This is a genomic window from Clostridium sp. OM05-6BH (assembly GCF_003481635.1).
Taxonomy (GTDB): Bacteria; Bacillota; Clostridia; order Lachnospirales; family Lachnospiraceae; genus Butyribacter.
Genome location: NZ_QULH01000003.1, coordinates 95,336 through 108,739, shown reverse-complemented (window position 1 = coordinate 108,739; position 13,404 = coordinate 95,336). Strand labels below are relative to the sequence as shown.

The window sequence follows — 13,404 nt, the reverse complement described above, 5'->3', positions numbered from 1 at the left end:
GTACTTGTTTGATTGCATTTAGCAAATAGATGTGATCTATCCAAAATAGCCCTGGGACTGCTTGCCATCTTCTTTTGCTTGACCGTATGTTTTGTAATGCTCGATTACTTCTGCCATCTGCTCATCAGACAATACATTTGGCGTAGAGATTGCCATTGCGCGCCACTGAACCTGTGCGCACCACTCGCAAGTATTTGCGATGGCAAATGCCTTTTCTAAGGAATCGCCGTAAGCGACCATTCCGTGATTTGCCATGAGGAGTGCTTTGCTGTCAGATTCGCGTAAGCATTTGCGAACCTCATCAGCAAGCTCTGGAGTGCCGTAAGTCTCATATGGAACCGTAGGAACCGTAGCAACACCAGTATCTGCGATTGCATAATGAGTCGCCTTCAGATCAACGCCGGCACATGCAAGCGTTGTGCAATACATAGAATGTGCATGGACAACGGCACGAGCGTCCGGTTTCTCTAAATAAAAGGCAGCATGTAAACTGTGTTCACTGGAAGGTGTGCGTTTGCTGTCCACAATATTGCCCTGCAGATCCATAACGACAACATCTTCTGCTGTTGTTTTTGCGTAAGGAATACCAGATGGGCTGATCACCATATATCCGGTTTCCGGGTCATACATACTGATATTACCTGCAGTTCCAATCGTCAGACCCGATGAAATCAACTGATTCCCATAGTCAACTACCTTTTGTCTCATTTCTTCTAATAACATAATTATCCTCCGTTTCAAGTGAATGTACTCTCGGTATCTTCTTAAAACGAGCCATTTCGGCTGCATTTCCGATATACTGTTTCCATTTCCTCGTCGTACACACCGTGTACGCACTGCGAAAATGTCATTGTGTATCAAAAATTCATCTTGAAATTCTTCGTTTAGATGAATTCGAGAGTACATGTGATGTTTTCGCTGTCAACATATTGAAGTGTTGGCGCGTTGACATCTTAATCTTATAAATAAAAGAATCACTGTCTCAAATGTATCTATACACTCTATTTTGCGAGTGAATAGAATATTTGCGCAACTAAAATAAGTTTAGCATAAATGAGTACGATTCTCAATCATGATTGTGAGTAAAATTGAAATAAAAGAATGCATTTCGGAAAAAGATTTGAGCGGATTGGAAGACATGATCGGATGAGATGAGGGATACCGAGCTTATAAAAGGCGAAAAACACAATAGAAATAAAGAAGTGACGGTTTTTCGTTTTGACAGCTATCTTGCATATGTGGTACACTAAACGTGGTTAGCTGCAACTAACTGCCGCGCAAATAGTGAGTAAAGCTAGGTGATGTATAAAATATCTGCGCTATGATCGTGTCAAGTGATATGTGAAAAAAACGAGTCAGGGAAAAGGTTTAATTGGGACCTTGAAAACTGCAGATATTTTTTTCTGGATGGATAGGAGGAAAAAATGAGTGAAAAAATCAAAGTGACTTTGGATGGAACAGCAGAGACCATGTTGCAAAGTTTTTATGCGAGAGCAAAATATTCGCTGAAAAAGGGACATAAATTTTATGATGCGAAAGCAGTGGAACTGGTGAATAAGATAGATTATGATTTTTCGTCGGCAGAGGAAGATTCCACCATGAGCAATGGTGTTATCGCACGAACGCTTGTATTTGATGAGTTGGTAGAGGATTTTATTGATCGTAATCCAGATTGTACGATTGTAAATATTGCCTGCGGATTGGATACTAGATTTTATCGAATGGATAACGGCAAGCTGCGGTGGTACAATTTGGATCTTCCGGAGACGATCGCCGTCAGAGATCAGATTTATCAGGAATCAGGAAGAGTATCAACGATTGGGATTTCTGCCTTGGATCCGGCTTGGGCGGATCAGATTGATGCACAAGGAAAAATGTTGTTTATTATCGAAGGCCTTAGCATGTATCTGACGCCAGAAGAAAATGCGACGATGCTTGGAATTATTCGGGACCATTTTGACAATGCAACGGTGATGATGGAGTGTCTGGCCAAGAAATGGGTCAATAAAGAGGACATTGAAGAATCTATTCAAAAGACGGGCGCAAAATTTATTTTTGGAGCGGATTGTTTTGAAGATCTGGGAGATGTTGCCAAGGGATTCCGCAAGATCAAAGATGATAATATTACACGAGGCATGACCAAGATTATTCCAGTGTTAAGGCCATTTGGCTGGCTGCCGATCATTCGTAAAATGACGCAGAAAATTTTGATTTTTGAGAAGGTGCAAGAGTAGTGATTTGCAGCGCCTGGGGTAGAGAGAACGTTGGTCATAGCCGGAGAATCTCTACCATGAGAGGAGAAATCCAGTGCCCGGGGTAGAGAAAACGCTGGTCATAGCCGGAGAATCTCTACCATGAGAGGAGAAATCCAGTGCCCGGGGTAGAGAAAACGTCGGTCATAGCCGGAGAATCTCTACCATGAGAGGAGAAATCAAGCATCCAAGGTAGAGATAATATTGGGATATGCCGAGAAAGTTCTAAACTGCGGTAAGAAATCAAGTGCTCGAGGTTCTTTATTACCAGATCACGTTTTCCTAAAACTATTTCACGGTAATATGAATTACCGGACGCAAACCGCCGTTTACAACATAATCATCAAACACTTTGTGCCTCGCTTTGTTGACGCTACCGTAATCGCCGCCTTTTGTATCAAAGGCATCATTGTCTTCGCTCACCTAAGATATATGTAGTGTAAAGCGATCATTTCTGTTACAATTTGACATAATTCACCACTATGATTCGACAAATGTGTTATAATAAATATTGGGATTTATGGAAATACGCAACAAAAGCCTGAATCAGGCGGCCAGGTATAAAGCGTTATTGTTAAGAGTGTGGAGGTAAAAAATGAATAAAGAGATAATACTTGATCCGGAAATAAAAGCGATGTTTGAATTATTAGCGGAGGATGCATCTACCATGGAAGCGTGCATGGCTAAGATCAAACGTTCTCTTTCTATTGCGGCAGAACTTTTTCATATAAATAAAGTGGAACTTAAGCTAGAGGCACCGGGCAGTAAACTTTGTCCGGAGGGACAGCGTGCCGTAGAAGTTTTGTATGACACAGGAGATGTATCTGACGGTGAACCGAATATTTCGGTATTCCCGTTACCGTCCGGCGGAACGGTAACGATCATGGATTATCCGCGTGACCAAAGCAAGTTTTCATCCAAAGAATTGGAATTGCATAATATGTTATTACGCCAAATTTTTTATAAGATCAGCAGAACGATGACGCAGAACTTACTGCAGCAGGTTATGATGACAGATATGAGTACCGGTGTAGCAAATCAGGATTATTTAATGCATTTTGCCGGAGGATTGATCGCTTCCGGGCAAATTGCAAATTACAATATTATATTTTTTAATGTACATAATTTTAAATATGTCAATAAAGTGTTTTCTTATGAGCAGGGTGATATTATCCTGCGTAATTATGCCCAGCATATCAAAAATATAATGGGAAATGATGAAATTGTTGCAAGATTAGGTGGAGATAATTTTGTGCTTGTTTTTCACAAGGAACGCCGCGAAAAATTGATCGAACAGCTTCAGAATATCAGGATACATCATCAATGGCAAATGAAAGAGCGGGAATTTGTGTTTGGCGCAACGATCGGTGTCAGCAATTTGAATGGCATCACAGTACCGCGTGCCATCATGGGAAGAGCCAGCATTGCTTATCAGGCAGCCAGACAAAAAGGGGTTGGCAGCGTGGTAGAGTTTTCGCCGGAGATCGAACGGGAAATACTAGCCAATCAGAGCATTGTGTCCAATTTCCTTCCGGCATTACAGGCAAAGGAATTTGTCATATATTACCAGCCTAAAGTCAACGTCTCAGATCGGACAATGTATGGTGCAGAGGCTTTGGTTCGTTGGATCAGAAATGGAAAGATGGTACCGCCAATGCAGTTTATTCCACAGTTGGAGCGCGAGGGAAGCGTGTGCAAACTTGATTACTATGTGTTGGAAAGTGTCTGTGCTTTTTTGAAAGATCGACAGAACAAGGGGCTTTCGGTTGTGCCGATTTCAGTGAACTATTCCAGAAGACATTTGGAGGAAGAAAATCTCGTTGAACGTACTTTGGAGATTATTGACCGCTATGGTGTTGATCATCATTTGATCGAGATCGAGCTTACCGAAAGTGAAGATTTCCAAAATTATGAGATCATGTCTGGAATTATTGATGAGTTCAAGGCGAATGGCATTGGAACCTCGATTGACGATTTCGGAACCGGTTTTTCTTCACTCAATATGATCAAAGAAGTTGATCTCGAGACGATAAAAATAGACAAATCCTTTATTCCGTTGGAAACGGATTACCCGGGAAAAGACCGAGATCTTGTTATGTTTCACAGCATTGTGCAGCTCATCAATGAACTGGATAAGAAATCCATTGCTGAGGGGGTTGAGACGGTGGAGCAGCTTGAATATCTGAAAGGAGTTGGTTGCGATATCGTGCAGGGCTATGTGTTCGACAAACCTCTGCCACAGGAAATATTTGAAGAGCGATTAGCGAGTGCGCATCCATATGAGAATATTTAAAGAGCGATTAGCAAGTGCGCATCCGTATGAGAATATTTAAAGAGCGATTAGCGAGTGCGCATCCGTATGAGAATATTTGAAGAGCCGTTAGTAAACATTCGGATTGATAAAAGAAATTGGGAGGTGTTCTGCTGTGGAAGATATGAAACAAATACATGATTTCGCTGCTAAACGGAGCGATAAGCTTCGCGACCGGAATACTAATTGCACGGTTGTCCCTTTTCCGGAATTCGCCGCATTGAAAGCGGAAGTAGAAAAATTGCGAGTTGAAATTTCCATGCTTTTGCTTGAGCGGGATGAATTACGTTTTGTAATCTGCAAAAACATAGAAACGGCATATATGCTTGCTCTTGGCAGCCTTGAATACAAAGCTTTTGAATTGAACTGTAATGTGTTGCGTATCAAAAGAAAAATTGATCTTATCCAAGCAAAGAAAAATCGACAGGAAAAGATTGCGTTATCAGCCATTGATAAATTGCTTGATAAAGAGTTTGCCGGTTTTCAGTGTCAGCTCAATGAGCAGATCGATAAGATGAATAAGGCTCTTGATCATAGTCAGGGACATGTTCTTACGGATGAAGAGACCAAGCAGATAAAGAAATTGTATCGCAGCATTGTAAAGGCTCTGCATCCCGATCTGCATCCGGAGATTACACCTGCACAGATGCAGTTGTTTCAAAACGCAGTACAAGCGTATGAAAATGGTGATATAGGGAATCTTCTCATCATCAGTGAGATGGTAGCGGGACCTGTCGTTCCGGAACAAAGTGAAAGTGGGTTATCTATTCTTACTAAAGACAAGGAACGGCTGACTAAAACGTTGGAACTTATCCGTGAACAAATTGCAAATATAAAATCGGAATATCCGTACACAATGAAGGAACTGGTGAATGCCCCGGAACAGGTGGCTGAAAAACGGACGGAACTTGAGAAAATGATAGAGGAATTGAAAGAAGCATATGATCTGTATGTTGGAAGATTGAAAGAAGTGTTGAGGTGATAGGATGAGTAATATCGTAAAAACAGATGGCGGCAGTCTTGCAAGCCTACTTCATGGCAAAGGCGGTGGCCTTACTATACCGAAACCTTATGAACGTGATATTTTTTTGTTTGATACTTTTATTGCCGGGACAACGCACATTGAAGGTATTGAGGAATTGGCTCAGTATCTTAATGTTAACGATAAGTTGGATTTTTATCGTGAGCCACATAATCGTTTCGATCCCCAAGCGATAGTGATAAAAAACAGTAATGGGGTCAAAATTGGATATGTGCCCAGAGAGGATAATGTAGTATTTTCACGTTTGATGGATGCAGGAAAACTACTCTTTGGGAAAATCACTGCCAAGGAAACCAAGGGAAAATGGATTAAAATCAAGATAGGCATTTATCTGCATGAGTAGGCGATTTCCTCCGACGCAGCAGTGATCAACGTATGGCATAAGAGCCTCGAATTTATAAGTCCCTCCTTCTGCATAAAAACGTAAAGTTTGAATTCATGACTCAAACTTCGCACTTCCAATGCTACTGTCTGGTCACATATTGCTTATTATGTCACAAAAATAATAGCTATTTTGCAGCCAACAAGCTGACTTGTTCTGCCGGCAGAGAATTATAGCTTGTAAATCGCTTTAAGTTATCGAGATGGCACCACGTTATCGGTTGGCCATGATCTCCTAAGAGCCATATAAGAAATTAAAAAGTTTGCAAGCCAACCGGCCGGTACAGCCAGCCAGACAAATGCAATGCCAAAACGAGGTGCAAAGATCAAAGCAACGGACAGTCGAATCGCAAGGTTTACCATGTTTGCCAGGAGGAATGGCCGCATGATTCCCAGACCACGAAGGACTCCATCGGTTGCCATTTTGATTCCCATAAAGATAAAGAAACAACCAAGCCATCTCATATAATCTCCGGATACCTGATAGGCAAAAGCTGTTCCGTCTTTACCGAGAAATAGAGAGGAAATTTGCGTATGCAGCGTTTCGATGATGATGAAAGCAAGTACTGCAAAGCATACATCCAATACTAATGCGGCTTGGTATCCTTTTTTGATACGCCGTGGTTTGTTTGCACCGAGATTCTGGGAAACATATGGAGACACTGCATTGCCGATGGATACAAAGATCAGGGAAAAAACATTTTCTATCCGCATCGTCGCCGCATATCCCGCAAGTGCCTGTGTGCCAAAAGGATTTACAACTGCCTGTACGATCATCATACCGATAGATACCGTGGACTGCTGGAGAACCGACGGAACAGCGATCCGCAGCATGGAACGCAGCTCGTGGCAGTCAAATCGGCGGAATGGGCTATTATAACGTCGCATCCGAAAGAAGAAGATCAAAAACGACAATACGGCGGAAATGCCTTGGGCGATCAAGGTTGCAAGTGCCGCACCGAACACGCCAAGACCAAGACCGGCTACCATCCAAAGATCCATAAATATATTTAAGATAGACGAGAATATCAGGAGTGCTAGTGGAATCTTTGATTCGCCTATGGAAGTAAACATCGTTGAAAGAACGTTGTACATAAACAAAAACGGAAATCCCACAAAATAGATCCGAAGATATAAAACGGCATCATGCATTATATCGGTAGGGGTTTGTAATATACGCATCATCGAGTAGGAAAAGAAATAGCCAAAAACACCAAGGATTACACTTAGAATTAGAAAGCTAAGCAAGGATGTTGACACGATGGTCTTCATTTTCCCATACTCTCTGGCACCGAAATAGCGGCTCACGAGTACACCGGCACCGACACCGGCTCCCAACGCCGCGCAAATAAAAACATTAGTCAGAGCTGCACATGCACCGATAGCTGCCAGTGCAGAGGAGCCAACGAATTGACCGACGATGATGGAGTCGGCCATATTGTATATTTGCTGAAAAAAGCTGCCTAGGATCATTGGCAATGCGAAAATTGTCAGTGCTTTCAGAGGCGCATCTGTGATTAAATACTCATCTTTTGACATAACTGTATTCCTCCATAAGTTTCGTGAGTTTACTTGTTCTATCTTATCCGATTTTTGCATCTGCAAAACGTAAGTCCCAAGGTGCGTTACGAAGCTTCGATTTACTTTGTTATTAATTCAAAATGATTACGGTTTGTTTTTAGTAATCCTTCCTTTTGCAACTTTGATAATTCTACGGACATAGCGGCTCTTTCTACACAAAGGAAATCTGCCAGTTGCTGTCTGTCAAATGGGATATCAAAAGAAAGCGATGATTTTTTGACGGATTCAGATGAGAGATAGGATAACAGCTTATCTCTGGTCGATCGTTTGCTGACATGAGTGATCTTGTCGTTAAGGATCAGTATCTTATTTGCCAGTACACTGACCAGATTCCGGATCAGTTTTTGATGGTGATCGCAGGCGGTTGGACAGGATGTCAGAAGACGTTTGATATTCAAAAAGAGAATATCGCAATCTTCTTCAGCGACAACACTGATATTTAATACTGTGCCCGGGGTTGCGGCATATGGTTCTCCGAAAAAATCTCCCGCATTGCATTTTGAAAGGATGTTGCGATGTCCCCAAAGGTCCTCCTGAATGATTAGTGTTGAGCCGGCTAGTACAAGTCCCATCACGTCTGTCGAATCTCCTGCTTTAAAAATATAGGATCTAGAAGCCTTGGATACTTTAACTGCATTCACACAATGAAGTATAGACAGAATTTCAGTATCATTCAGTTCCATGAAGAACGGACAACTTCTCAAAATCGGTAAATATTTTTCCATAAAAATCTCCATTCTGCCATCTTTGGCTGGCGGCACAACTTTCTTTCACATTATTTACTCCTTGTTTGAAATCAAACATACATGTTGCAATAATTATAATATGATTGCATCAGAAAAGCAAAAATATAATATTTGAGGAGGACAAACATGATTAGAAAGATTATCCATATAGACGAAGAAAAATGCAACGGCTGTGGTATCTGCGCCAATGCCTGCCATGAAGGAGCAATTGATATCATAGATGGAAAAGCAAAGCTTGTAAGAGAGCATTTTTGTGACGGGCTGGGAGATTGCCTTCCTGCTTGTCCGACCGGAGCAATTACTTTTGAAGAGAGAGAAGCCCCGGAATATGATGAAGAGGCAGTGAAGGAAGCGCAGAAGAAAAAGGAACTGCAAGAAAAGATGAAGCATATGCATGAGGGGGGATGTCCTGGCTCCAGAATCCATATGATGGATCATAAAGAGGATGCCCCGGAAAATGTAACCATGCCCGCACAAGTATCACAACTGGGCAACTGGCCGGTTCAGATTAAACTGGCGCCTGTGAATGCACCGTATTTCGATGGTGCAAAGCTGCTGATTGCAGCGGATTGTACAGCCTATGCCTACGCTAACTTTCATCACGAATTTATTCGAGGAAAAGTGACGCTGATTGGATGTCCGAAACTAGATGCTGTGGATTACAGTGAAAAACTGACACAGATCATTGCAAATAATGATATCCGGTCTGTGACAATCGTGAGAATGGAAGTGCCTTGCTGCGGAGGTCTTGAGATGGCGGCAAAGAAAGCACTCCAGGAAAGTGGTAAATTTATTCAGTGGCAGGTAGTGACCATTGGAATTGACGGTACGATCAAAGAATAATAGAAAAGGAGCCTTAAAAATAGTAAGTAGGTGGAGTAAATTGATTGGAAATTATGTATAAAAGGATACAAAGAACGATAATGACCATAGTGATTCCAATCAATATACCGATGTGTTTTGGAAGGTGCGGCTGTTCATTGACCGATGCTAATTCAGCAGGGTCTATGTAATGTGCCGCAGCTTCTTGATACGTTATATCCGGGTTTTGCTCTAGATCGCTCATAATATCCTGCATTAGTATTTTGCGAAGTTGTTTTTGTTCGCCAGATATAAACATACCTGATGGGTATGCCTGCTTTACAATTTTTTGAATTTGACGTCTGTTTAGCATAATTACCTCCTCTAAGGTCAAGTGTTTTTGTAATCGCATTTATGTCCACATATTAATTACTCAAACTTCCCATATCTCAAATTTCCAACGACCACATATTGCTTATTATGTCAATGACTATAGTGCATTTTGCAGCCACCAAAGAGTGATTTCTGCCATCTGAGAACTATAGTAATTGCCTTGCCGCATTTTGTTTTTACAGTGATTTCTAAATTTTGTTGTCTCTGATGGATGATTTACATGCCTTACGGAGAACTCGAGGCCCCGGAAGCAAGGTATTCATCATTTTTGAAAGGGACTTTGCGCTCGTCGTTACTTATGTCTCGTATTTCAGAGACATTAAGTAACGTGACGTAGCGCATCGTAGCGAAAGCGTCCCGTCCAAAAATTGATGATACCTTGCTAAACCGGGACATCTCAGACACTCCTTCAGGCTTGTATACATCAGAGACTTAACAAAATAAGAAATCACGTAAAAACGTTGCGTTCTGCGGCAATTATCTTAGTTCTCTGATGACAGAACAATTTAATATATTGGCTGCAAAATAGTTTATATATTGCTGACATAATAAGCAATATGTGGTTTCGCAATAACTTCCGGTATGGGAAGTTTGAGTTAATTAGTCGTCAAAGGTCTGATGATTTTCCAAAGGCGGATCCGTCGCTTTGGTGATAGGATTGATATTGTTCGAGCCATTTTCATCATCTTCCCACTGTTCTATGTAATAGCCGTTAGAGTAGTCATGCATAAATACTACGTGACGAACGGTAAAAAATACTACTGTGATAACGGTCACAGAACATAGTCCGACAACCGTCCAATAAAGCGTCATATTTCTCAGGTGTAATTCATCAGCCGTGTGAAAAGAAAGCTGATCTCTAATCTCGGACGGGTGACCAAATTCTTTCGTCAAGTCAGTATAGGTTGCTTCAGGATGTTCTTCTAAATAACATAGAAGAGCATCTTTTAATTCTTGAATAAATTGTCTTTTAAATCGCCGTTTTCCTCTGTACAGGCGTTTAACCTGTCGGATATATTTCGTCGCTGCTGTATTTTTCAAAAAAGCCCTCCCTAGGAATCTTTGTTTTCAGATTCTGTATATGATAGTAGTTGTTCAATAGCACCGGAAATCACTTTGTACTCGGTAAGCAATTCCTGTAAATACTGCCGTCCGCTGTCGGTTATATAATAATAGACGCGAGTTCGTCTTTCGCCGACTTTGACCTGTTCGGAATCTAAATAGCCGTTTTGGCTCAATCGGTACAACGTTGGATACATCGTTGTTTCCTTGAGCTCATATTGGCTACTGGTATGTTCAGAAAGCTCTTGGGCGAGCTGATAGCCATATTTCCTGCCGGATTGCAGTAGCAGTAATAAGACCAGTTCTATTGTGCCATGTTTTATATTGTTGTGTCTTCGTATTTTTTTCGCCATAATCATACACCTTTTCTGATAAAGAATAGTTACAATTCCATATTAGAAGAAAATAAAATTCATGTCAATATAAATATTTCTATAATGCTATTTAACAAAAAGTATTTGACAAAGAGCAATTGCGGGTGTACTATTTTAATTAATAGGAAACTGCTGTTGTGTAGCGTGACATCATCAAGAATTGCTATGAGGAGGAGAAGGTATATGGGGGCAAGAAAACAAACGATCAAGATCATTTCTTTTGTGTGTTGTGCAGCTATTGTAGCAGGGATTGTGACTGCGAAGGTTCGTGAATTTTCGGACAATAGCACGGGGAGTGTTCAGGAGCGGGCGCAGAAGGAAGAAAATTTAGAAGATACGAAAAATACAACCGATAAAAAAACACCAGACGGAAAACAAGGTGTCAAAGACGTTCACAAAAAAGATATTCAGATTAAGGTAAATACGCTGCAGCTAAATGAGGAAAACGAAGATTGTGGCATTTTTTTTACATTGCAGTCTGTAACTTACAAAAAGGCAAAGTACGTTTTGTCTTGTAAAATAAAAAATAGCCGTAAAGGCGAGACCGTTGATGTGGAGAAGTTTGCAAAGGGTTTTTCGGTCAAACTGGGAGAAGCAGAGTGGAATGCAGTTTTGCTTACGGGGAGAAAAACCCTCAAATATCATGAAACAACAGAGGCAAAAATGTTAGTGAAATGCGAGCAGGATGTTTCGGGAGACATGACGAATTATCGTTTGTTTTATACAACGGAACCAGAGGAAGACGAGGATCAAATACAACAATTTCGCACGGAATATATCGTAAAAAAGTAGATGGGGAGTAATAAGATGTTTCTGTATTTTTGGAAAAGATTACTACATAAAAAGAATTTTTATCTGGCATTATTGGCTGGAGCAATGCTATCTATGTTATACATTGCAAAGGATGTGTATCCATATAGAGCGTTAAAATATGGACATTCCGTATATACAATATGGATGGGAGGTTTTAACGGGTCGATATATGCTTCGCTTTTTTATCTATTAGTGCCATTGCTTGCAGCAATACCAATGGCGGACACGTGGCTTTCTGACAGACAAAGCGGTTATTATCAATTTGTGCAGACTAGAAATAAGACAAAGCAGTATTTTCGTGGATTATACGTGTGCAATTTTACGGCGGGCGGTTTGGTTACTATTTTTCCGTTGGCGATAAACCTCTATGCGTGTTTTTTGCTCGTCCCGGATGAAAAGCCGGATTTGATATTATGGGATACACATACCGTGAGCTTATATGGAAAAGAGACGTTATTTCCGAGCGTTTTTTATGATTATCCGTTATTGCATATCTGTTTGTTTTTATTCTTTGCCTTTTGCATAGGGGGACTTTTGGCAGGTGTTGCGTTAGCGCTTAGCGGCTTGCTTAAAAATATATTTATGGTTTGGGTGTCCGTGTTTGTGTTGAACTATTTATATGAATCTTTGGTTGGCGTTGTCTGCAAAAATGGTGCGGCAACCTATTATCCGCTCACCTATGCACATCAAGTCGCCCCCTTGGGAGAGATGGAATTATCGGTTATGGTAACGTTAATGATCCTGTTATTGGGAATCACAATAATTGGGATGTGCTGGGGAGCAAAGAGGCATGAGTTGGATTAAACAGATCGGGGAATGACTGAATGAAAACATGATGTTTCGATTAGTAACAGGTCGTGAGTTCAGTGAAAGGCAGAGGAGAGTAACGCGTGAAAAACATGATGGTTGGGTTGATAAAAAGAGATAGTTGGCTGTTGCTGCATCAGTGGAGGAGGCTCGTTGTATATTTTGGGAGTATTTTGCTGATAGACATTATGTTAGTGATGTATGAGCGTAGCGCAGTTATAGAACAGGAAATTTTGGGGGTTTCTGTGCAAAGCTTTCTTTCAGAACCGGATAAATTTCCAATTCAGTGGGTATGGAACCAAGTGGGGATATTAATCATTGTCATTGACTTTATTCGAAAAGATCTTTCACGGAATACAAGCTGTTTTATGCCGCACATTCCAAAAAGAAAATGGTATTGGTATAGCAAGATATTATGCGGAGGTGTTTTGGCGTGTGGGATAGTCGTCTTTCAAATACTGGAAAAACAATTCATCTTATCTGCTTATAGCAGTGCGGATTATTGTATTAATATAAATAGCACAATGCTATTGGAGTCTGAGATATTATTGCTGCTTGGAATGTGTACCATATATTGGCTGTATGCGATTGTATCCTTGTTTGGAAATGAAATAATAGGATTTATAGTGTGCACTGCTTATGTTGTTTTGGGTTTGCCGGTGAAGTTTCCTGTATTTTATTGTGCCGGTTTTATGTATCGTCGGGGAACGATTGGTATGGCAATTGCAATGGCAGGGATTGTGTTGGCGTTTACACTAATTGCCGGTACAAAGAAAATAAATCGTATGGATATTTTTAGTGAGTAAAACAATAGAAAAAAGGCTTAACAACGAGCGGAAAT

At 40.9% G+C, this 13,404-nt stretch carries 15 protein-coding genes; 8 read left to right on the top strand and 7 right to left on the bottom strand.

Going from position 1 to position 13,404, the window contains the following annotated elements; all coding sequences use genetic code 11:
- Positions 1-36 precede the first annotated feature (36 nt).
- The gene (locus DXB73_RS04580; RefSeq protein WP_022024727.1) at positions 37-723 is read right to left on the bottom strand and encodes a class II aldolase/adducin family protein; all 687 of its coding nucleotides are present in this window, start codon (positions 721-723) and stop codon (positions 37-39) included.
- A gap of 701 nt (positions 724-1,424) precedes the next feature.
- Here DXB73_RS04580 and DXB73_RS04575 point away from each other — a divergent pair.
- Positions 1,425-2,234, top strand: a complete 810-nt coding sequence (locus tag DXB73_RS04575) for a class I SAM-dependent methyltransferase (protein WP_118690273.1) — start codon at positions 1,425-1,427, stop codon at positions 2,232-2,234.
- 306 nt (positions 2,235-2,540) lie between these two features.
- Here the strand turns inward: DXB73_RS04575 and DXB73_RS15065 are convergent, their stop codons facing one another.
- Complete coding sequence (locus DXB73_RS15065; RefSeq protein WP_279221296.1) at positions 2,541-2,675, bottom strand: hypothetical protein; 135 nt, start codon at positions 2,673-2,675, stop codon at positions 2,541-2,543.
- 172 nt (positions 2,676-2,847) lie between these two features.
- On the opposite strand from DXB73_RS15065, the gene DXB73_RS04570 reads away from it, so the two are divergent.
- The 3 genes from DXB73_RS04570 (at position 2,848) to DXB73_RS04560 (ending at position 5,948) form a co-directional block, all read left to right on the top strand.
- Positions 2,848-4,545 carry a bifunctional diguanylate cyclase/phosphodiesterase gene (locus tag DXB73_RS04570; protein ID WP_118690272.1) on the top strand — a complete coding sequence of 566 codons (1,698 nt, stop codon included), beginning with the start codon at positions 2,848-2,850 and terminating at the stop codon, positions 4,543-4,545.
- A gap of 133 nt (positions 4,546-4,678) precedes the next feature.
- Positions 4,679-5,545: a molecular chaperone DnaJ gene (locus DXB73_RS04565; RefSeq protein ID WP_118690271.1), complete on the top strand. Its 867-nt coding sequence runs from the start codon at positions 4,679-4,681 to the stop codon at positions 5,543-5,545.
- 4 nt (positions 5,546-5,549) lie between these two features.
- Positions 5,550-5,948 (top strand): HIRAN domain-containing protein, encoded by a 399-nt coding sequence (locus tag DXB73_RS04560; protein ID WP_022025423.1) that lies wholly within the window; start codon positions 5,550-5,552, stop codon positions 5,946-5,948.
- Positions 5,949-6,181: 233 nt separating this feature from the next.
- Here DXB73_RS04560 and DXB73_RS04555 read toward each other — a convergent pair whose 3' ends face one another.
- The gene (locus DXB73_RS04555) at positions 6,182-7,525 is read right to left on the bottom strand and encodes an MATE family efflux transporter (RefSeq protein ID WP_118690270.1); all 1,344 of its coding nucleotides are present in this window, start codon (positions 7,523-7,525) and stop codon (positions 6,182-6,184) included.
- A 101-nt stretch (positions 7,526-7,626) separates the two neighbouring features.
- Positions 7,627-8,292 carry a Crp/Fnr family transcriptional regulator gene (locus DXB73_RS04550; protein ID WP_118690335.1) on the bottom strand — a complete coding sequence of 222 codons (666 nt, stop codon included), beginning with the start codon at positions 8,290-8,292 and terminating at the stop codon, positions 7,627-7,629.
- 147 nt (positions 8,293-8,439) lie between these two features.
- Here DXB73_RS04550 and DXB73_RS04545 point away from each other — a divergent pair, with 147 nt between their 5' ends.
- Positions 8,440-9,156 (top strand): 4Fe-4S binding protein, encoded by a 717-nt coding sequence (locus DXB73_RS04545; RefSeq protein ID WP_022025420.1) that lies wholly within the window; start codon positions 8,440-8,442, stop codon positions 9,154-9,156.
- A 13-nt stretch (positions 9,157-9,169) separates the two neighbouring features.
- Here DXB73_RS04545 and DXB73_RS04540 read toward each other — a convergent pair whose 3' ends face one another.
- The 3 genes from DXB73_RS04540 to DXB73_RS04530 form a co-directional block, all read right to left on the bottom strand.
- Positions 9,170-9,487 carry a hypothetical protein gene (locus DXB73_RS04540; RefSeq protein ID WP_118690269.1) on the bottom strand — a complete coding sequence of 106 codons (318 nt, stop codon included), beginning with the start codon at positions 9,485-9,487 and terminating at the stop codon, positions 9,170-9,172.
- Positions 9,488-10,107: 620 nt separating this feature from the next.
- Positions 10,108-10,548 (bottom strand): DUF6120 family protein, encoded by a 441-nt coding sequence (locus DXB73_RS04535; RefSeq protein ID WP_118690268.1) that lies wholly within the window; start codon positions 10,546-10,548, stop codon positions 10,108-10,110.
- Positions 10,549-10,559: 11 nt separating this feature from the next.
- Entirely contained in the window at positions 10,560-10,922 is a 363-nt protein-coding gene (locus DXB73_RS04530) for a PadR family transcriptional regulator (RefSeq protein ID WP_182448223.1), read from the bottom strand.
- 204 nt (positions 10,923-11,126) lie between these two features.
- On the opposite strand from DXB73_RS04530, the gene DXB73_RS04525 reads away from it, so the two are divergent.
- The 3 genes from DXB73_RS04525 (at position 11,127) to DXB73_RS04515 (ending at position 13,369) form a co-directional block, all read left to right on the top strand.
- Entirely contained in the window at positions 11,127-11,735 is a 609-nt protein-coding gene (locus tag DXB73_RS04525; protein WP_118690266.1) for a hypothetical protein, read from the top strand.
- Between the two features lie 15 nt (positions 11,736-11,750).
- Positions 11,751-12,560: a hypothetical protein gene (locus tag DXB73_RS04520; RefSeq protein WP_118690265.1), complete on the top strand. Its 810-nt coding sequence runs from the start codon at positions 11,751-11,753 to the stop codon at positions 12,558-12,560.
- A gap of 86 nt (positions 12,561-12,646) precedes the next feature.
- Positions 12,647-13,369 carry a hypothetical protein gene (locus tag DXB73_RS04515; protein ID WP_118690264.1) on the top strand — a complete coding sequence of 241 codons (723 nt, stop codon included), beginning with the start codon at positions 12,647-12,649 and terminating at the stop codon, positions 13,367-13,369.
- Positions 13,370-13,404 lie beyond the last annotated feature (35 nt).